Annotated in this window: 15 protein-coding genes; 4 read left to right on the forward strand and 11 right to left on the reverse strand. The window is 54.9% G+C overall.

Annotation, left to right across the window (positions count from 1 at the left end; all coding sequences use genetic code 11):
• Positions 1 to 23: 23 nt before the first annotated feature.
• From PSR63_RS22290 to PSR63_RS22335, 10 genes are all read right to left on the reverse strand, one after another.
• Complete coding sequence (locus tag PSR63_RS22290) at positions 24 to 1,220, reverse strand: cadherin repeat domain-containing protein (protein ID WP_274327881.1); 1,197 nt, start codon at positions 1,218 to 1,220, stop codon at positions 24 to 26.
• The gene (locus tag PSR63_RS22295) at positions 1,217 to 2,818 is read right to left on the reverse strand and encodes a hypothetical protein (protein ID WP_274327882.1); all 1,602 of its coding nucleotides are present in this window, start codon (positions 2,816 to 2,818) and stop codon (positions 1,217 to 1,219) included. Before PSR63_RS22295 ends, PSR63_RS22290 begins: the two co-directional genes overlap by 4 nt.
• Before the next feature lie 63 nt (positions 2,819 to 2,881).
• The gene (locus tag PSR63_RS22300) at positions 2,882 to 4,486 is read right to left on the reverse strand and encodes a type II secretion system protein GspK (RefSeq protein WP_274327883.1); all 1,605 of its coding nucleotides are present in this window, start codon (positions 4,484 to 4,486) and stop codon (positions 2,882 to 2,884) included.
• Positions 4,483 to 5,463, reverse strand: coding sequence for a prepilin-type N-terminal cleavage/methylation domain-containing protein (locus PSR63_RS22305; protein WP_274327884.1), 981 nt, complete (start codon positions 5,461 to 5,463; stop codon positions 4,483 to 4,485). Before PSR63_RS22305 ends, PSR63_RS22300 begins: the two co-directional genes overlap by 4 nt.
• The gene (locus tag PSR63_RS22310) at positions 5,463 to 5,945 is read right to left on the reverse strand and encodes a type IV pilus modification PilV family protein (protein ID WP_274327885.1); all 483 of its coding nucleotides are present in this window, start codon (positions 5,943 to 5,945) and stop codon (positions 5,463 to 5,465) included. The genes PSR63_RS22305 and PSR63_RS22310 overlap by 1 nt, the downstream gene beginning before the upstream one ends.
• Positions 5,946 to 6,605: a prepilin-type N-terminal cleavage/methylation domain-containing protein gene (locus tag PSR63_RS22315; protein WP_274327886.1), complete on the reverse strand. Its 660-nt coding sequence runs from the start codon at positions 6,603 to 6,605 to the stop codon at positions 5,946 to 5,948. It lies immediately after the preceding gene.
• A gap of 108 nt (positions 6,606 to 6,713) precedes the next feature.
• Entirely contained in the window at positions 6,714 to 7,124 is a 411-nt protein-coding gene (gene gspG, locus PSR63_RS22320; protein ID WP_274327887.1) for a type II secretion system major pseudopilin GspG, read from the reverse strand.
• Between the two features lie 62 nt (positions 7,125 to 7,186).
• Positions 7,187 to 8,392, reverse strand: a complete 1,206-nt coding sequence (locus tag PSR63_RS22325) for a type II secretion system F family protein (RefSeq protein WP_274327888.1) — start codon at positions 8,390 to 8,392, stop codon at positions 7,187 to 7,189.
• Between the two features lie 41 nt (positions 8,393 to 8,433).
• A complete protein-coding gene (locus PSR63_RS22330) occupies positions 8,434 to 10,155 on the reverse strand; it encodes a GspE/PulE family protein (RefSeq protein WP_274327889.1) in 1,722 nt (573 codons plus the stop codon).
• 281 nt (positions 10,156 to 10,436) lie between these two features.
• Positions 10,437 to 11,153, reverse strand: coding sequence for a hypothetical protein (locus tag PSR63_RS22335; protein WP_274327890.1), 717 nt, complete (start codon positions 11,151 to 11,153; stop codon positions 10,437 to 10,439).
• 311 nt (positions 11,154 to 11,464) lie between these two features.
• On the opposite strand from PSR63_RS22335, the gene PSR63_RS22340 reads away from it, so the two are divergent.
• From PSR63_RS22340 to PSR63_RS22355, 4 genes are all read left to right on the forward strand, one after another.
• Positions 11,465 to 12,685, forward strand: coding sequence for a hypothetical protein (locus PSR63_RS22340; protein ID WP_274327891.1), 1,221 nt, complete (start codon positions 11,465 to 11,467; stop codon positions 12,683 to 12,685).
• A gap of 196 nt (positions 12,686 to 12,881) precedes the next feature.
• Positions 12,882 to 13,574, forward strand: a complete 693-nt coding sequence (locus PSR63_RS22345) for a pentapeptide repeat-containing protein (RefSeq protein WP_274327892.1) — start codon at positions 12,882 to 12,884, stop codon at positions 13,572 to 13,574.
• 382 nt (positions 13,575 to 13,956) lie between these two features.
• A complete protein-coding gene (locus tag PSR63_RS22350; RefSeq protein ID WP_274327893.1) occupies positions 13,957 to 14,868 on the forward strand; it encodes an ATP-binding response regulator in 912 nt (303 codons plus the stop codon).
• A gap of 54 nt (positions 14,869 to 14,922) precedes the next feature.
• Positions 14,923 to 17,433 carry a response regulator gene (locus PSR63_RS22355; protein WP_274327894.1) on the forward strand — a complete coding sequence of 837 codons (2,511 nt, stop codon included), beginning with the start codon at positions 14,923 to 14,925 and terminating at the stop codon, positions 17,431 to 17,433.
• Between the two features lie 2 nt (positions 17,434 to 17,435).
• Here PSR63_RS22355 and PSR63_RS22360 read toward each other — a convergent pair whose 3' ends face one another.
• Positions 17,436 to 20,702: a secretin N-terminal domain-containing protein gene (locus PSR63_RS22360; RefSeq protein ID WP_274327895.1), complete on the reverse strand. Its 3,267-nt coding sequence runs from the start codon at positions 20,700 to 20,702 to the stop codon at positions 17,436 to 17,438.
• Positions 20,703 to 20,813 lie beyond the last annotated feature (111 nt).

Raw genomic sequence — 20,813 nt, forward strand, 5'->3', positions numbered from 1 at the left:
CTTAGGGCGTGCTTGAGAATCGGTTAAAGTTCGCCGGCGGGCCCCATCGTGGTAGCTTCGGCCAGGGGTTGTCCAATCGTGAGGACACGCAGGTCCCCTTCGATTTCCAGAACGACCTCTCGATCTTTCACGTCGACCACTTTCCCCTTCAGGGTGCCGACCGAGAACGTATCGCCTGGCCCTAAACGCAACTGCTGATTCTTGGGGCGGTTGTTGAGCCATGCCTTGGGCTGACCGCCAACCGCAACGGTGCCGGTCAAGAAGGTGAACTTCGCTTCGTCAAACTCGGGACGCTTGGGCGTCGGATCGGGCATCGGTACTGGTTTCGGCTCTACGACCTTGACCAAAAGCTCTTGGGTGGAACTCTTGGGAGGCAGGCGATTGTCGCGGGCTTCGACCGTAATCTTGTATTCCCCCAAGGCATTGGGAGTCCATTGCAGCGAACCGCTCTCGGAGAGTTCGACGCCGGCTGGTGGGTCTTTGCCGAGGTAGAACGTCACGCGGTCTTTGCGATCGGGATCGCTGGCACTCAAGCGAAACCGTAGGGGACGTTCCAGTTCGGCTTCAACCTCGGTCTTCGACGTAAACAAAGGAGGCTTGTTGGCTGGGGCGAACAGATTTCGCTGAAGGATGACGTCGGTGTAGTCCTTCAAGTTGCCGTGGGCCAGTTGTGGAAGACGAATGTCATCGGGCTGAGGAACCTCGTCAGTTCCGTCCACACTGAGGACTGAAACGTTCATCGAGATGTCGAGAAGTTCGGAATCCTTTACCGGAATCAATGTCAGCTTGGAGAACTTGTGCAAGATATTGAACGAGTAGAATTCATAGGTGAACTGCACGAACTGCTCCATCGTAGCCTGGCCATTGATGGTAAACATGTGCTGGTAGTGATTTCCACCGCGGCGACCATTGAGCGGCTTGATGACCACATCGTCAAAGCCTGTCGATTCCAGCGTTTCTCGAAGTCGTTCCTGGTAGAAGGATTGGCTGGCACGAATGCTTTCCGGCAGCGCGTGCTTGCGGTAAGTAATCAGACGGTCCATGGCCATCTCGGCCTTTGCCTCGACGAACTTTTCGTCGCTCAAACGTTTCTCGAGGGTCTCGATCTGTCGATCGCGACTACCGAGCGCCGAGGAATATTGGTTCATAAAGTAGTAGCCACCGACAATCAGCAAGCAGACGCCCACCAGGATGGCCAAGACACGTTCGCGCTGGGTCATGACTGGTCTCCTGTGGTGTTCACGGTATCGGTAGTTGGTTCGGCCGGTTCGGCTTCTTCCTCAGGAGCGTCCGTCGAAACTTCGGCCGATTCGTTTGCATCTTCCTCCACCGATTCCGTGTCGTTCGCTTCGTCGCGAGGGGCAAAGCGGTCGGTGCCGTCCGGAGTGATCGTGACGTATTCCTGGAAGCTGATCGTGTAATTGTCGCCGTAGACGCGTTCTTGAGAGCCTTTTCCTAGAACGGCGTGATGATCGTCCATCAAGCTCGTTTCGATCTTGCGAATCACAGCCTGGTCGGCAACGTATCCTTCCAATGCAGTGGTTCCGCCTTCATTATTGGCCGGCTGCATGTGGATACGTGTCGTGATCATTTCGTCGGCGGAAGGGAGATTCTTCGACATGCGGTATAGTTCGTTCAGCCACTGCACATCAGCAGAAACCCAGTTGTCGATCTCGATGACCTCTTCTTCCAAGACCACCAGCGGCTTATTCGACTTCTGCAGCTTGGCGATATCTTCCTTGAGTTCGGCAATCCTGGCGTCCCGCGAGGAAATTCCGCTGTACATCAGGTAGGTCACCATCAGCACGACGGAAGCCGCGGCAAGGCCTGCCAGGACAAAGATCCGCTTACGATCAGGCGGATCCGGTTTTCGCCGGGGATTAAGAAAGTCGATCGTGGCATGATTTGTCGATCCATCGGCCAGCAATGTCCCGATCAGTGCGCCAAAATGGCTGGCGACATCTGGCGAAACTTCGACGCTGCTCGAGACATGTTCGGCCGAGAGTGGGTCGAGGAAATCGACCGTCGCTTTCAGCTCGGTGCCGAGCGTACGCCATGCTTCGGGCGAAGTAGTATGGCCGAGTATCACGATCTGGCTGATCGACTCGGAAATGCTCTTCGACTGAGCGGCGAGCATCGTTCGGCGAATTTCGCCCTGCAGTGCTTGGAGGTAATGCTGCGTGTCGGGTTCGCCTGGTAGCCGGGTCGAACGTGTCAGGATGACTTCACCCTGGCTGACCACCGTGAGCTCGACGCGGTCTTCGAGCGTTTCCACGAGTAGGAACGTTTGCCCGACCAGCCGAGACTGACTTGCTACGAGGTGGGCTGCACCGAACGAGCGAACGTAGAAACTTTGTGGTTGGATCTGAGCCTGATCACAGATCTTCAGGCAGCTTTTCAGGTTCTTGGCGGAGATTGCCGCCGCTTGTACGCGTGACTTTCCATCCTCGGTGGGCGGCATCTTCACGAAGTCGACGACGCCATCGTCACCCAGGCTGGTGCACTCGCGAATTGCCTGATAACGAACGATGTCGGGGAGTTCATCTTCGGGAACCGGCGGAACGGTCACGACCTGAAGTTCGATGGACGACCGGTTGACTGCCACGATCGCTGGTAGCTTGCTCAGCCCATGGGCCGCGACCTGGTCGGTAAGAAGCCGTGTGACACGGCTTTCGACGGAGGTTGGCTCCGTTCCCTCGGGAGGAACAGGCAGAGGGAAGTGCAGTGCCTGATCGACAACAATGCTCGATCCGCGCTGGCGGGCAACCACCATGCGGAGAGAACGCGAGTCCCATTCTATTGCGAGTTTCTTAGCCATAGTTCTATTGTATTTCGCAGGCTTATCGGAGCGTGCCGAAAAATGCTCGGCAGGCCCTAGAAATCAGTTGATTTGTCCGTCGTCGAGCCCCAGTTCCACACCGAGAACTTCCAGCGGATGTCCTCGGCCAAGTTCCGAAATATCACGCCACAACATGACCTTGGGTTGGGGCTGCGTAGCGTCGATCACGACTTCCTGGCGGCTAAAGGCACTCCCGTCTTCAAAGTAGCCGACCACTTGTGCTCGATAGACATCGCCGCCGCCACAAACAAAGGGCGAGAGCGAAATCATCTGCTCGGTGGTGACAATGCCGCGCAGTAGAATCCAAGTCTCGTGACGCGTTACGGGATCTTCCGGATCAGGGACCGGTAGACGTTGCTCGAGAATTTGCCCGGCGATTTCTTCGTCCATACCGGGGATACCCAAAAGCACCTCGTAGGGTGCCTGGTTGATGTTGATTCGGCCAGGAATTATTGGGGATGGATTAATGGTCATGTTGTCTATCATGCTGGGCAGATAGACATTCATCGCCACAATTCCGTCCTCGAACGGCGACTGCATGGTCACCGTGCGATTGCCTTGCTGCACTTGAACGGAAGCTCCGATCAACTCCAGTACGTTGTTGATCTTCGTTTGGCCTTCCTGCGACAGGTCGAGGCTCAGCGACCCCCCGCCGTTATCTCCTCCGCTGCTACCGCTGCCGCTGCCACTATTGCCACCGCCGCTCTGGCCTCCACTGCCACCATAAAGGCGATAAGCACAGATGAAGTCAGCATATTCGACCGGGAAGATGGCCGCGATGTTATCGTGCAGGGTTTGCAGATCGTCTTCGTTCAGGTAGATCTTCGGCTGTCCAGAATCGGAATAGTTTTTCTCCATGCTCACTAACGTCAGATAGGAGGACCAGCCAAGGTCGGGTACCAGTTCGAGCATCTCCATGGCTTGTTGGTCGCCATCAGGTGGTGGTGCCCACTCGTGGTCATCGACCAAGCCGTTGCGGTTGGTGTCGCGGCCGAACAATAGTTCCGGCGTCACTCCTCGCACCAAGAGAAGTTCTTCCACCGTTTCCAGCGGGGCGTTCTTAGGGTTGTAGGGAGGATCGAGCGTGTTGTAGTAATCGAATTCGGCGCCGAGTTCTCGCGGTTCGTCATCTTCATCGATGTAGTCGAGAATGCAATCGGCAATCTCTTCATTCATGCCGGGCAATGCCATAAGCAGGGCACGTCCTGATCCTTCGGTTTGTCCTTCAAGCATCAGCAGCGCGTTCAAGTTGACGCGGCTTGATTCGTCTTCCAGCCCGAAGCGAATGCCTTCGATGGAACCGTCTGCGTTGAGTGCCGGAGCGAGGACCGAAAAGCGTCCGCGGGATTCGGCCGTGTCATCCGGATAGACGAGAATGCCTCGCATGATGTCCAGGTTGTCGTAGATACCGCCTTGCTCGTCGATGAGTTCCTGCTCTTGTTCCAGAAAAACACTCAGCATGGCGATGCCGCTCTCGGCGACGTTGCGGGCTTGAATCTGCCGACCGGTCAGGTGAGTGGCTTTGTTCTCGATGAACATCAGTTCGGTGTAGGCGTACGCCGAGAGGGTGATCATCATCACGACCACCAGCACGACAAACAATACCGCGCCACGCTTCGATCGGAGGTTTCGCTTCGAGGAGCTCATAGCGCGGCATCCTCACTAAGCGTGTCGGTTGAGTCGATTTCTTCCTCTGGTTCGTATGGTTTTGCGGTCGGTATACGGATCAGACGACGGAAAACCTGCCCAACGGGATTGGTGGTATCGGCCACCGGAACCTCAATCGCACCATCGGCTAACAGTGCCTGGGTCATGTCATGGTCACGAATAGCGATGATCACGTCGACTGCCATAGGGAGCCCCCCCATCGCTTCCGAGTCCCACTCTTCGATCCACTCGTAGCCGTCGAAGTAACGGAACTGGAGGAGTGATACTTCAGGCGCGAGAATCTCGGCAGATGCGTCGAGACCGGTCGAATCGCCGTTATTCAGGGCGTATTGAGTGACTGCTCGATCAAGTTCACGTCGTACGAGTCCGAATTGAGTTTCCGTTATGCCTGCATCCCCAACAGTTCCATGTCCTAAAGAGGAGACGCCCGGTTGCATGAGGAAGTAGGTGACGGTCTTGATGTCGCTGGGGATGTCCCCAATTTCGCGCGAGCGGAAACTGGTGTACTGAGGATCGTACTCGTCGATTCGTGGAATGCGACTGATGTCGATCTGCAGTTCGTAGGCGTTTCCGTAAAGGCCGATCGTGGTTGGAAGAACGCTGGATGTCGCAAGTTCCTGAGTGTTTGAGCCTGCTAAAGCATCCTCGGCCAAGGTTGGATCGAGGCCGGCACTTGCGGCCAAATCGCCGGCTCCGCTGGCAATCGAATCTGCCGCGAGAGCTTCGACTGACGTGAAATCGATTTCATTTTTCCAGATGGCACTACGCAGGTCCGTTTCCATGCGACGCATGACAGCCCGGGCCAGTTGGGCTTGCTCGATACTTGTTTGGCTCTCAGTTACCTGAAAGAGATAAAACTGAATGGCGCCGCCCAGTGCCAATAGGATCAGCACAGACAGCGATGAAGCGAGGAGCACTTCCAGCAGCGTAAAGCCGTGTTGTGACTGTCGTTTCATTAGATACCCCCTCCGATTTCGAGAGGAGCACCATCGCTGGATTCAGGAATTTCTTCCAAGGCTAGTTCCGGGTCGCGCATCCAACGCACGATTTGAAACGAGTCGTTCTCGGCTGCGGACTGCGCACCGGCGCGACGGACTTGAATGGCAACCATGATCAGCCCATCGACCGGGGCTGGTTCCCAGTTGATGCTGTACACCCAGGGTGTGTCTTGTTCGACGGTGAGCGTAGAAAGGTCGCTCGTCATGGTGACGTTTATGTCTGTCACTGGATCTGGTGGAAGCAGGCCCAATGCAATCTCTTCCATGATCGTCTCGGCGATCATTTGTGCCTCGGTAAGGCCTTGGGCTTGCTGGGCATTCTGAAAACCGAGACCAACCAGCTGCCCCAGAAGTGCCAGGGATACGGCCAGAATGGTGAGGGCCAGGATGACCTCAATCAGGGTGAAGCCTTGTTTGCGATAACGCTTCGTTACGTGCATTTAATCAACACCCCCATCATCGAGATCAGGGTCTTGAATCCGCGCGATGCCGGTTAGTCCGCGTAACTTGATCGAGGTGATCGTTCCCCCATCGCCACGTAAAAATACCGTGGCATCCGAGGCAGTCCCGTCGGGATAGAACAAGATCGGACGGGACCATCCGCTGATGTCCATGTCGCCCCCTTGTTCTTGTTCCAAGGTGTAGCTGCGAATGTCGGCTTCGATATTGTCTCCGGCGAAGACGACTCCTTCTTCCAGCATACCGTTGATGGTCTCTGCTTCGACCGAATCGAGGACAACGCTTGAAATACCGATCCCTTGGCTTGTTCCGGCCAAGCTGTTTTCCAGTTCGTCGCTGCTGCGAACGAAGGGAGCGACGGCGAAATTGCCGGTCTCTTGCTGGAAGCGAAACATGCGGATGCGACCAGATTCCATCGCATCGACGCGGGCACGCATGAATTCTGTTTGAACCTGTTCGGCCGAGACGGTCAGGCGATGTCCTTGCAGCGAGTTATAGACCGCCGGCGTGCCAAGTCCCACCAAGACAACCAGAATGGCCAACACCAAAAGCAATTCCAGCAAGGTAAACGCTTCTCGCTTACCGGCAGCGGCGAGCTGCGGCACGTGGCGAAGGTTTCGGGTTGCTGCGAGTGCGTTCAACGGGAATTGCCTGGTTTGTTATACGGCAGGTGCCATGTCCACATCGGCGTGGCATGCTCACGCGGACGTGGGCATGGCACCCACCTTGGCTCTCAATCAATTGGGATGTTAGCCGTTGATGTCGTCTTCGGTGCCGCTGGCTCCGTCAGGGCCCATCGACCAGACCTTGTAGTCTGCACCGTTGACTTCGTACTGGTATTCATTTTCCCATGGGTCGAGCGGAATGGTGTCCTCTTCCCAGTAAGGACCTTTCCACTTGTTGCCCTTGTCGTCCGAAGGCTGAGTGATCAGGTTGTCGAGCGATTCAGGGGCCTTGTTCATGTTCAGCTTGTAGAACTTGATAGCGCTCTCGATGCTTTCGACCTGAGTTTTGGCTGCCTTTTCGAGGGCTTGCTTCTGGACACCAAAAACCGAGACACCCACGATCGAACCGAGAATCACCAGGATCACGAGCACCAACAGAACTTCAATGAGCGTAAAACCGGCTGCCGCACGGCGGCGACGTCGAGAAAGGGTCATGAATGTTTACTCCTTAACAAATTGGGTGTGTTTGCTTACGAAAGCGCGATTAACTGTTTGTGCTACAACGCACTGCTCATCCGGAAGACAGGCAGCAGCAATGCGATCACAACGATCAACACGATGAACGCCATGACCAACAACATGATTGGTTCTAACAAGCGAACGGCCAGGTCGAGCCGGCGCGTCGTTCTTCGTTCTAAGCCGTCGGCGATTTCGACCAAAACGCGATCGAGCGAATTGGATTCTTCCGCGACACTGATCATTTCGACGACGGTCTTGGGGAAGTAGCCTGAACTGCTCAGCGGCGAGGCGAGCGATTCCCCGGACGAAATGTTCTCGGAAGCCTCTTCAATGGCTGAGGCCAGGATCCGATTGCCGGCTGCTTCGCGGCTGATCTCCAAGGCGCGAAGAATGGGAACCCCGTTCTTCAGCATGGTACCCAGCACGCGGCAGAACCGCGCGACAGACAAATCCAGCATGATCGAGCCGAGCAGGGGGACTTTGATTTTGAAATAGTCGAGTCGGCGTTTACCGGTTTCCGATTTCAAGGCCGTTCGGAAATAAACGAACAAGCCAATGATCCCTATCAAGATAAACAGCCCATAGCTGTTCAACGTTCCGCTGAACCAGAGCAGCCAGTCAGTGATTGCCGGCAATTGACCGCGTTCTCGCAGGCGAGCGAACATCTCTTCAAAGCTCGGTACGAAGAACACGATCAGGAATGTCAAAATGGCCGAGCCCACGACAGCTAAGAAGATCGGGTAAGCCAAGGCGCTGAGTGTTCGGCCTTTAAGATCTTCTTGCTCTTCCGTAAACGCAGCAACACGCTCCAGGGCGTCTTCCAGGAAGCCACCTTCGGCACCGGCACGAACCATGTTGATGGCCATGTCGCTGAAAGCACGCGGATGTCGTGCCATCGCGGCGTCGAGAGGTTCCCCTTCCTCGACTCGGCCGCGAACGTCTTCCAGCACTGCTTTGAGTGCCGGATTCGAGGCCTGATCGTTGAGCACATTCAGCGATCGCATCAGCGGGACACCGCTGCGAACCAGTGAGGCTAATTGAGCATAGAAGGTGGCCGCTTGCTGCGGACTGACTCGCTTGCCACCGATGCGGAAACGGGCCCCTTGTTTCTCCTGCTTAACTTCAATCGGGAAGAGACTCTTCGCATTCAGCGAATTGATCACTTCTCCTTCCGACTGCGCAGACAACTTGCCAGAGACCTTTTGGCCTTGCAGGTTACGTGCGACATAAGCGAAGTCTGGCATGATTTTGGGGAGGCTCGGGGTGAGGAAGGAACCGTATTGTACTAATGTCCGCGAAGATTATCACTCTTGGTGACACGAAGAATTTCCTCAACCGATGTTTGTCCGCTGAGGACCTTTCGCCAACCGTATTGCCGCAAGGTCGACATTCCTTGTTTCATGGCCGCTTGCTTGATTTCCCAGGTGCTCACGTTGTCGTGAACCATCTGCCGCAGGTCTTCGGTCGAAGTCAGCAACTCGTAGATACCCATACGCCCGGTGTAACCGACGCCACGGCACTTGCGGCAACCCACCGGGTGAAAGAGTCGCTTTTCGTCCTGCTCTTGCAGGTCATCCCACGGAAAGTCATCCGGTAGATCGACTCGATGTACTTCGTGCGGCTGTTTGCACTCAGGACACAACCGACGCACCAGACGCTGAGCCATGACCCCTTCAACGGTCGAAGCGATCAGGAAGGGTTCCACGCCCATGTCCACCATACGGGCAAACGCACCCGCAGCATCGTTGGTGTGCAGCGTGCTGAACACTAAGTGACCAGTGAGGGACGCTTGAATCGCGTTTTCGGCGGTTTCCAGGTCACGAATTTCACCCACCAGCACGACGTCCGGGTCATGACGCAAGATGCTTCGCAGCGAAGCACTGAACGTCAGGCCAATCTTCGAGTGGACCTGAATCTGGTTGATTCCATCCAGCTGGTATTCCACCGGGTCTTCGGTGGTGATGATCTTGGTTGCTTCGTCTTTGATTTCCAGCAAGGAACTATATAGCGTCGTCGTTTTACCAGAGCCCGTTGGCCCCGTGACGAGAATGATACCGTGCGGCTGACGAATGATCTTTTGGAACTGGGCGTAGACGTCACGGTCCATCCCCAGCTTTTGCAGGTCGAAGGTGAGCGATCCTTTGTCCAGAATACGCATGACGATACTCTCGCCATGGATCATGGGGATCACCGACACACGCACATCGATTTCTCGACCGCGAACTTTCAACTTCATACGACCGTCTTGCGGTAGTCGCTTTTCGGCAATGTTCAGCCGCGACATGATTTTCAAGCGGCTGATAATGGCGGCCTGGAAGTAGTTGATTTCCGGCGGCACCGGCTGCGAGTGGAGCATGCCGTCGATGCGGTAACGGATGACGACGGTGTTATTGGATTGGGATTCAATGTGAACGTCACTGGCTCGCGATTCGATCGCTTCGAGCAAGATTTCGTTCACCAGGCGAATGACCGAAGCTTCCTGTTCGATCTCGGCCAGTTCGCCCCCTTCGTCGTCGAGGTCTTGCAGCAGCTCGACGCCGGCTTCTTCTTCCTCTTTCCGAGCCAACATCCCTTCGACGGTCTCACCACCGACACCCAGGTTGGCTTTGATTAGCTTGGCAATCTCGGTTCGCCCTGCCAGGACCGGGACAACACTGAGGCCAGTTGCCGAAGCAACTTCGTCTAACGGATAGAGATCGAACGGGTCGCTGGTGGCAACGACAATACTGCCATTCTCACGTCGTACCGGCAGCAGCGATTGGCGATATATGAGCCGCTGAGGAATCGATTTAATGAGGGCCGTGTCGACCTCGGTATGGTTGAGGTCGATATAGTCGAGGCCCACTGCGGTTGCTAATGCCTTGAGGGCCTCGTCCTCTTCAACAAAGGAAAGTTGGACGGCTTTGGGGATGAAGTCCGCGCTCGATTCTTGTTCGTTACGTACGATATCGGCCTGTTCAGGCGTCAATAATCCGCAACTCAACAGAATTTCACCAGCATCGACCATGAAGACTTGTCGCACAGAAAGAAGGGGAGAGGATGGAAATCAGGTTACCGCGCCTGACCGATTGCCAGCCACCAAATTAGGGGCGGACCATTCGAGGAGAATGGGGGAATAGGCTTTAGCTTGCTAAGTATTAAACGTTTTTCAACCACCAATTGTTTCGCGAAATCCCGATTCAATGTTCAGGGATTCGGATCTTAACGGTTAACCCCTCACCAGTAGTTCTGGCGAGGGGTTTGTTTTTGTAGATCGATCTCTTTTGTAAGAGTCTATGCAGTAACGAGTTAGATCTCGCCGTCATCGTTACCTGCGGGACCACCTGGGCCACGCTGACCGCGTTGACCACGTTGGCCGCCACCTTGGAACCCACCACGCTGCTGTTCCATCTCAAACGGGTCGCCAATCATTTCCTTCCACTTCTTCTGCTGTTCTGGGGTCAGCATCTGAAGCAGCTCGGCGTCAGCCTGCTTGCGAAGTTCTTCGATTTTCTCCCGCATTTCGGTTTGCAGTTCTTCAGCCTTCGCACGCATATCTTCCAGCTGAGCTTCGGAGAGCCCTAAAGCTTCGACGATACGAGGATTGGAGAACGACATGCCACCGCGACCCCGCGATTGCTGCTGGACCTGGATCTGCTTCAAGCGTTCTAGTTGGGCAGGCATGAGGACCTTTTCGAGGTCTTTTTCCATGTCTTCGCGAGCGGTACGCAGCTTGTCGAACATTTCGCGGCGTTCGTCTTCGCTGGCGTTACGCATACCTTGGAACATGTCTCGCATGCTCTCACGCATTTCCTGGCCCAGTTCGCGGATATCATCCAGTTGGGAAGGAACGACCTCAAGTTCCTTTTGAACTGATTCGTTGTTCAGAAGTCCGAACAGGTCGCCACCACCGCCTGGGCCACCGAAGGCGCCGCCTGGACCACGTCCACCGGGACCTTGAGCCATGGCCGAATTGGTAGCGAAAACAACAGCGGCAGCACAAACCAAAGCCACTAAGAATCTCATCGAAGCACCTTTCAGAATAGAAGTGGATCTCTGCCCCCAAGGTGGGGAAAGTTGTATTGGGTCTGCGGCGCTGTGCGATTGCATGGTGCCGACAGGGGGAATCTGCATAGAAAAGGTCAACCATCGCCAGGTATCAAGGTTTCGGTCTATTTCGAAATTCCCTCTTAAATTCCATATTTTTGGCCGGATTGACTGTCCGCGGCACAACCCTCGACTGCCAAGTGGGGTTTAACGATAGGACGTGATGGTGATTACACTGTAAGTCAGACCCATTCGAATCCACTTTTGGTGCCTAACTCTGGATCATGCTCATGATCGCTAAGTCTGCATTCCGTCTTGGCTTATCTGTCGCTTCGCTTGTTTTGGTTGTTTTGGCGACCGATGCCCTGTTCGCGCAAGGTCCACCTCGTGGTGGTTTCGGTGGCCGTCCCCCTGGCGGACCCGGGGGACCAGGCGGTCCTAGCGGTGATTTTCGACGCGATCGTGGTGGAGACGATGGTGATCGAGACCGTGACCGAGGTAGCGACCGAGACCGCGGCGACCGAGATCGTGGAGGATGGGACCCGGCCGAGATGCTGCGCCGGATGGATCGAGACCGTAACGGCAAGATCGAAGGCGATGAGTTGGAAGGACGCGGCGGAGAATTCGTCCGACGCATTCTCAATGGCACTGGCATGGAAAACAGCAAGAGCGTCAACATCGATGATGCCTCTAAGGCAATCCAGAAGGTACGCGAACAACGCGAGGCCGGAGTGGAATCAGCAAATATGAGCTTTGGTGCCCCATCCGATGCGAAACCTGCGGCCGGTTTCGACGCGCCTCCGCCGGTCAATGGTAAGTCGCTCGAAGAGCGTTACGGAAAGACGATCGTCGACCAGGTGATGGGGATCATGTCGCGATACGACAAGAACAAAAATCATTACCTGGATGGCCCCGAGTGGTCGGAAGTTCGCTGGCGAGACGATCCGACTCAAGATGACAAGAACAAGGATGGTCGCCTTTCGATCGAGGAACTTTGCGAGCGGGTCGTTCGTAGCAACGGGGGCCGAAGTAGCGATCGGGGGGATAGTAGTTCGGAAAAACGCGAGAGCGGAGGGGACGACCGCTTCCGGCAGTACGCCGAAAGCTTACTGCGTCAGAATGATCGCAATAAGAATGGTGTTTTGGAAAAGGATGAATGGTCGCGACTGCGAGGCAATCCCGCCGACTACGACAAAAATAATGACGGGAAAATTACCGTCGAAGAGTTGGCGATGAGGTCCGAGAGCTTTGGGCGAGGTCGTTCCTCACGCAGCGATTCGAGCGACAAGCCGAAGCAGGAGACGTACCGCTTTCTCACGGCAACCGAGCGTCTACCCAAAGGACTGCCCGACTGGTTTCTACGCAACGATTTAGATGCCGATGGGCAAATCATGATGCACGAATTCACCACTTCCTGGAGCTCTTCGAAGGTGAGTGAATTCAATGAATACGATCTCAACGGCGATGGGGTGCTTACCCCCAAGGAAGTCTTGGGAGCAGGTAAAGACTAGTGAATCGCCCGGTATTTTATGCGTTTGTTAAGGTTCGTCAATTCTTTTCTGCAACCGTGATAATTTGATTTACAGCTTTTAGCACGACCGGTACGTTCAATTTCGATCAAAGCAAACCCCATTCTATCGTCGAAGCAGCCGACGCAAGAGTTTGGTGCTTTTCTGGCGATAGTTACCTTCACTGATCGTCGTGGGCATGATCGAAATACGCCACAAGTCATCCGGAGAGGTGCTTCGCCAAATCAAGCTTGAGACTTTGGCAGGGGCGAAGCTTTCTAGTTTGCCGCTTTGCGGCGCGTGGCTGGTTGAGCAAAACTTGATCGAAGCGATTCTAGACATTGCGGATCTGCGCGAAGCCGACTTGAGCCGTGCGATTCTGGAAAAAGCAAGCTTTCAGGATGCCTGCTTGGCCGATGCGAATCTGGGCCATGTCGTCGCTGCAGGGGCCGACTTTTCCAACGCGAAGCTTCGAGCGGCAACGCTTTCGGAGGGGAATTTTAGTGGGTGTAGTTTTCGCTACGCCGACATGAACGGCACGCACTGCGAAGGGGCGAAGCTTTCGGATTGCGACTTAAGCATGGCCAAACTCCGCGGCAACTTCTCACTCGCTAACTTGAACCGCTCAGACCTGCGGGCCTCGGACCTCAAGGGAGCCAACTTGCGCCGCGCATCCCTTAAGAAGGCTTGCCTGGAAGGGGCGATCTTCATTGGGGCAGATCTTACCGACGCAAACTTGGAAGGGGCCAAGCTGACAGGAGCCAAGTTTTTTAATGCGATCCTGCGCGGGACGGTGTTAGAAGGCTCCGAGATGGATGTCCGCGTGGGAAGTGGCGCCACGGCAAAAAAGAACAAATCAGCATCCAAGTCATGGTGGAATGTTTGGAGCTAATGTCACGACCAAATCGCGTAGCCTAATCGGCACCTTGGTATGCAGGTCGAATGGACAGCCCAAAGGCGTAAGTCATATCGTGAAAGTTTCGTGAATTTGAAACGATGTCAGGCTATGAGCTTATCCAGGGCGGGTATACCTGTAATTCGAACGTTAGGTAAACGCTATGCTAACGATTCGACGGTATCGTTAAGGGATCAGCCAGTGAGTGGACTGCCAAATTGGTTGAGTCTGAGTTGGCCTGAATTGATCGCGAAACGAAACCCGAAGCCATAGTAGTTCAAAGGTGTGTCCTCGCCCGCTGGTATGTCTCAGGGCGAAGCGAAGTCGACATGCCGCGATAGTTTACTTTCTCATTTTCGGGATCGTAGGAGAGTTCTGTATGCCCACCATCCTGATCGTCGATGATACGCCGGTCGATTTGCATCTTATCGAGGCCATTCTGAAGAAGGATCCTGCAAACGACTCAATCGCCAAGGCAGCAAATGGCATGGAAGCGCTGGAGAAGCTGCATGCCAACGGTGAAGAAGTCGATCTGGTTGTCACAGACTTGAACATGCCAGAGATGAATGGCCTGGAGTTGGTAATGCGGATGCAGACCATCTATCCAGAAATCCCCGTGATCCTGACAACCGCTCACGGTAGCGAACAGCTTGCCGTTCAGGCCTTGGAGCAGGGAGCAGCTTGCTACGTTCCAAAAGCATTAATTGCTGAACGGCTGGTACCCACCGTTCAGCAGGTTCGTGCTTTGGGCGTTGCCGAAAAGAACTACGAGCGTCTAACAGACTGCATGCGGACGGCCGAGTTCACCTTCGAATTGCAAAACGAACCCGCGCTGTTTGAACGCCTGGTGGAAATGCTTCAGCAGATTTGTGGAAGCCTGGGGGTCTGTGAAGACAGCGGCCAGGTTCGGTTAGGGATGGCACTCGAAGGGGCTCTGTTCAGTGCTTGTTACCGCGGCAATCTGGAATTAACCCTCGATGAGATCGATCAACTTCAACTAGGAAAGCCTGAGGCCTTGGCTTTGGTTGAAGCGCGTCGGATGAGCGAACCTTACAAGGAAAGAACGGTTCGTGTCGCCGCGAAGATGTCCTCGAACCGAGCACAATTTGAAATTGCCTTCGATGGACCGGGTATCGATCCGGCTACGATTCCTGATCCCAATGCGGCCAATGCGTTGGATCGCATCGGCAATCGTGGGTTGGTTTTGATGCAGGCTTTCATGGATGAATTCGAATTCGATGTGGCAGCGAAGACCATAAGGTTCGCCAAGGTTCGACCGGAAGCTACCTAGGACTAGGGCAAACCATTCGTTTCCCAAACCGAGAACTGTCGTCGTGGCGACCTGATGATATATTCCGATCTATCTAAATTGCTGAGCAACTCGACCGTCGCCGAACTTCCGGCCTACGACATCGCAGTCGATGCGACGACGCATACCAAAGAAGTCGAAGAGATCTTCAACGCCAACCATGATCTTCCCGGAATTCTCATTCTGGTCGAAGATCAACTGTTGGGAGTCGTCTCGCGCGAAAAGTTTCTCGAGTACATGAGTCGACTCTTCTCGCGAGATCTGTACTCACAGCGTCCCGTGCGGCTTTTGTATGACGCAATCAACATTAAGCCTCTCGAACTGACTCACAATATTGGGATTCACGAAGCGGCAAGGGCTGCGTTGAGTCGCCCTCGTGATATTGCCTATGAGCCAATCGCTGTTCGGTGCGAAGAAAAGACCTATCGCTTGATGTCAGTCCACATGCTGATTCAAGCTCAGTCGCATCTGTTGGCCTTGGCCAATGACATGATTCAGCAGCAAAAGGAAGTTGCCGACGCCGCAAACCGAGCGAAGGGGCAGTTCCTGGCCAACATGAGTCACGAGATTCGCACGCCAATGAACGGCATCATTGGAATGGCGGATATTCTGCTCGAAACGCAGTTGACTGATTCTCAGCGGGAATACCTTCAGATGATTAAGACTTCGGCCGATGCGCTGGTCGGAGTGATCAACGATATCCTCGATTTCTCAAAGATCGAGGCAGGCAAGCTCATACTGGAAGAAATTCCCTTCCAACTGCGCGAGGCACTTGGCGATTTGATGAAAACGATGGCCTTTCGCGCGCACGGGAAAGGCTTGGAACTGGTCTGCCATATTCGACCCGATGTGCCGGCGGAAGTACTGGGCGATCCCGTGCGATTACGGCAGATTATCGTCAACCTGGTGGGCAATGCCATCAAGTTCACAGAGTCAGGCGAAGTGGTGCTGCGTGTCGAGAGTCACGAGGCGGAAGAAGGCTTCGTCAAACTTCAGTTCAGTGTCATCGATACAGGCGTGGGGATTCCGGAGTCGGCGCTGCAAAAGATATTCGCGGCGTTTGAACAAGCCGATGGTTCTACGACACGAAAGTTCGGAGGTACAGGGCTAGGGCTTTCCATTTGTTCACGACTGGTCGAACTCATGGGAGGACAGATCTGGGTTGAAAGTGAAGTCGATCAAGGTACATCGTTTCACTTTTCAACCGTGATGAAGAAGGGGAGTGCAACCGACGCACGGCTTGCTCCCTTCCCACAAGAAGCACTTGCGAACCATGTGACCCTTGTTGACGACAATGACTCGGCCTTAGGTGTTGTTGCCGAAATGTTGGGGAATTGGGGGCTATCCCTGAATCCGTTCCATGATGGCGGCGTGGCTCTGGCTCAATGGAGTTCGTCAGCCGATCGTCAGGCATCGCAACGCGTTGTGATTGTTGATGATTCTATGCCGAACATCGAAGGGACGGAGTTCCTTCGTCGGCTGCAGTCCGACATGGGCGGACAGGATGCCAAGGCCATCTTGCTGACCCATGGAGTCATGAGTGAAAAGGCAGTCCAGGAACTCCCTTGCCGAATTGATGCTGTGGTTGCCAAACCAGTCAAACAATCCGATTTGTTCGATGCGCTGGTCACGGTGTTAGGTTACGAGGAACTGGCGCGTCGTCAGGAACGTCATTCAACGACCGAGGGAATGCCTGTCACGATTCACGCCAAGATCTTGCTGGCCGAAGATAACCTGGTGAATCAGAAACTGGCGTCGCTCCTTCTGGAGAAGTGTGGTCACGAGGTTCACGTCGTAGGGGACGGTAGACAAGCTGTCGAAGCCTGGACATCTGGTGATTTCGAATTGATTCTGATGGACGTTCAGATGCCCATCATGGATGGATTTGAAGCGACCGCCGAGATCCGCAGAATTCAATCGGAAACGGGACGTAAGACGCCGATCATTTCCATGACCGCTCATGCGATGAAGGGGGACCGGGAACGCTGCCTGGAAGCCGGCATGGACGATTACGTTACCAAGCCAATCAATGCGAAGATCCTGTATGAAGTGATCGAACGGGTCTTAACTGCGAAGCAGTTGCCAAGCGAGACCCGAGAAATCCCCGTCGCTAGTGAGCCTATCCAAGAAGAAAAAATCGCGGAAGTTGAAACCGTGGCCGAACCGATTGAACAAGAAGAGGAGGGACCTGTTGAGTTGAAGTTGGTGAACTACGCAGGTGCCTTGGCGAATGTCGGCGGCGATCACGATTTACTGGTGACGCTCATTAACGTCTTCATGGAAGATAGTCAGCGTCTGTTGAAAGACATGCAAGACGCCCTCGAAAGCCAAGACGGGCCGAAGCTTCAGCGTAGTGCACACAGCATGAAGGGCTCGTTTGGATACTTCGCTGTCCAAAAAGGAATTGATGCCGCCAAACGAATGGAAGATCACGGGCGTGATGAGAAATTCGACTCAGCTCAGGAGGACCTGAAGATCCTCCTTGAGCAATTTCAGGCAATTGGCCCCGAGCTTGAATTGATTACTCGGGGCATGATTGAGATCTAGGCTTAGCGACCACCTCGGCCACCACCACTAAATCCTCCGCGACCACCCGCGGCCGGAGGACCTCCACCGGTGCGGCCACCACGATCAGAACCACCGCGCTGACCACTGTCACCTCCTCCACGCTGCATCTGGTCACGAATTCGCTGGAACATCTCCATACGTTGACGCATTTCATCCGGGTTGGGTGCCGGCGCGGCATTATTGTTCGAGCCGCTCGAGTTGCCGTTGGAAGTGTTCGCACCGGTCGAATTCACCGTGACAGGCTGACCAGTCAGCGATGACAGCGCTTTTTGGATCGTTTCTGGGTTCGAGCTGCGAACCTTAACGACTTGCATCGTCTGATTGGTGTCATCGCCGGCCTGATCAAGCTCTTCGACCAGCGACTTCACTTCTTCAAACAACGGGTCAGGAGCGGAAACCACAAGCGAGTTACTGCGGGTATCAACACCAATCGTCATCTTTTCAGGTTCGCTTTGGGCACCACCGCCACCACCTTCGCGGCCACCGCGACCGCCTCGCAGCGCCCGGATGAAGTCTTCCGGAGAAGGCTGACGCTGCTGTTGTCCGCCACCTGTGCTGGCGATACGATCGGCGTAGACGGTTTGGACAATGCTGGCAATCTCTTGAGCGTTGGTAAACAAAACGGGAATCATCCTTGGCGTTCGTTTGGTTTCAACCTGTTCTGGGCTGTGCGGCTGGTCCATGATCTTCAGCAACTGGTCGATCTTGTCCAGGTCTTCCACGCTTGCTTGAACCACCAATGCATTGAGTCGCATATCCGGGATGATGCTCAGGGAACCGCCGGTAAGCGAAGTGCTGGAACTGCTGGAGCCGAGCCCCATGAGCGAGCCCATCAGGCCGCCGCCACCACCGAGCATCTCTGAAGCGATATCACCCATCAGCGAGCCACCACCGTCGTCGCTTGGTGCGACGCCGGTCAGAATGCTTTGCAGCATCTGAGCCGCAACATCCGCTTTCACGTAGCGGAGATAATAGACAGAGTACTCGGCGGAAGACGAGTAGCGAGCACTCAGCGTTTCGATGAGTGCCTCGAGCTTGTCTAACGCTTCCTGATCTTCCGATGCGATCACCAGCCCGTTAGGACCCATCATGACCACGATTTCGCCGGGTGTCTTCGCTCCGCCGGCTTGCGGGGCCGCTTGGATATTTGATGGGCTGCCGGGACCCTGGGCCGTGGTGATAACGGGAACCTGTTTGGCCGGAGCCGCGGGAGCGTCATCATCCCCGTAAGCCACAAATTGAAACTTGCTGTTTCGCGATAGGCTCGCTTCAGAATCTAACTTTGGCTGATCATTGCGGGCCTCGTCAGCGGAAGACTTGCCGGTCGTCGCAGGAGATTCTGCCGGCGGCGTGTCGGGACTGAAGCCTCGCACGGCCGGGGGAGAAGAAGGACGCACAACGCGAATTCGACTGGTGCTGACCGTTGGCCACAGCATCTCAAGTTCATTCAAGACTCGTTCGGCTGCGGTACCAGAAAGTGGAATGGAACGAATGTTACCTCGGTCCGTTCTCATCGCCAGGGCAGCCTCAGGGTCTTCCCCCATTTTCATGAGCAGGTCTTTGATCTGATCGATTTGTTCGCCCGTGCCACGCACTAGAAGCTGAGAAGTCAGCGGGTCGGCATCGATGATCGGAGCATTAGGATTAGGCGTCTCGCCAGAGCCTCCAAACAGCTTGTTGATCGAGAGGACGGCCATTTGCGGATCGACGACCATCAGCTGAATGACTTCCACTTGCTTCGAGTCGCGTTGCATCTGGGTTAGTGTTGCCTTGACGGTGGCATGTTCGCCGCCACGAGCCAATGCGATCAGATTGCCGGTGTTCTCGTCGATGGCCAGTCGAACGTCCGGATTGCCCGCCAGCAGTGTCTGCATGACCTGCAAGGTTGTCGATGGATCAAGGGTGCCGAGGGGATAAACTTCCAGCTGCAATTGATCGGCCGGCGAACTTCCTAGGCCACCGCCAGGCACATCGACTTGGCTGATCAGCTTCTGGACTTTCTCGACAGCGTCTTTCTTGCCCGTCAGGAAGATCTTGGTTCCGAGAGTATCGGTCGCCAAACGAATGGAGCCGTCAGAGGCCGTGTTCGATCCGTCTTCCATTCCCATCAGTTGACGAACGACGGCCAGGATTTCTTCGGCCATCAGGTTCTTCGTTTCCACAACGGTAACGTCACTACCAAAGGGATTTTCGACCGCTTGAATCATGTCGCGGATCGTCCGCAGGCGACCTGCCGTTTCCGTGACGAAAACTTGCTGAGACTGCGTCAGAGCAACCACGGCCCCTTGAGGACCAATCAACTTGGTGATTTCGGCTTCGGCTTCTTCGGCTGTCATTTTCTTCAGGTCGAAAAGACAGCTGACCAATTCGTACTCGCCACGATTGTCCAATTCTTCCATCGAGACAGTCGCCACAAGGTTTGGCGGAATCCCATCTTCGAGGTTCACCACGATCAGCATTTTTTCACGGCGAACCAACGTGTAGCCCTTGGTCAGCAAGATACTGTTGAGCAGGTCGATGGCTTCGGATGGAGAATAGGGTTTTCCGTCGGTGTAGTTGAACGTGCCTGGGGGAGGGGAGTCCATGACCAGGGATAGGTCCGACTGCTCGGCAAACCAGTCGAGCACGTCACCCCACGGCTGATAACGGAAGCTGAACTTCATTGAGTTGTCGCCAGGTGCTGCGCCGGTATCCGACGGGGACGTGGCCGATGGGGCATTGGCCGCAGCCATCTCTTCGCGATTCGGTGGTACGACCTGATCAGCAGGAATCGTTTCCGGGTTGTTCGAGATGCCAGCGAGTTCTTCCCACTTGGCTCGTTGCGAAGGACTCAAGAGTCGATTGGCAAATCGCTCAAATTCGGCCACTTCACGTGGGCCAGCGTCTGGCTTTTGAGCGGCTGCCAGCGGTCGTGCTAGTTCCTCTTTCTGCCAATCAGCCAGATTCAACTGACCAGCGATCGCAGGATCCAAAATCGAGGCAAGCCCGGCCTGTTTGACCTTGAGTTTCTCTAGCTTCTCTTGCTGCTCAGGGGTTAACAGGGCCATTGCCTGTTTTTCGGACGCCGCGACATATGCATCGAGCTTAGCCTGCTTCTCTTCCGGCGATGCCCCTTTCAGTTCCAGGGCCATATCCAGGGCTTGTTTCTCACGTTCGTACGCCAGGGTTCTCAGCTTTCCGCGCACCTCGTCGCTCAGCTGAAGTTCGTTCGCCGTTTCGTCTTCCAGAACGAGCGCAAGGGATCCCACGAACGTGGGGTCTGCTGCATTTAGGCTGGCAAAATGAAAGCTGGCCGTGAGAACAGCTAACGAAAAGATGAAAGCCAATGCCCGGTATGGATTATTGAGCCAGCAAAGCAT

The sequence above is a fragment of the Bremerella sp. P1 genome (assembly GCF_028748185.1).
Taxonomy (GTDB): domain Bacteria; phylum Planctomycetota; class Planctomycetia; order Pirellulales; family Pirellulaceae; genus Bremerella.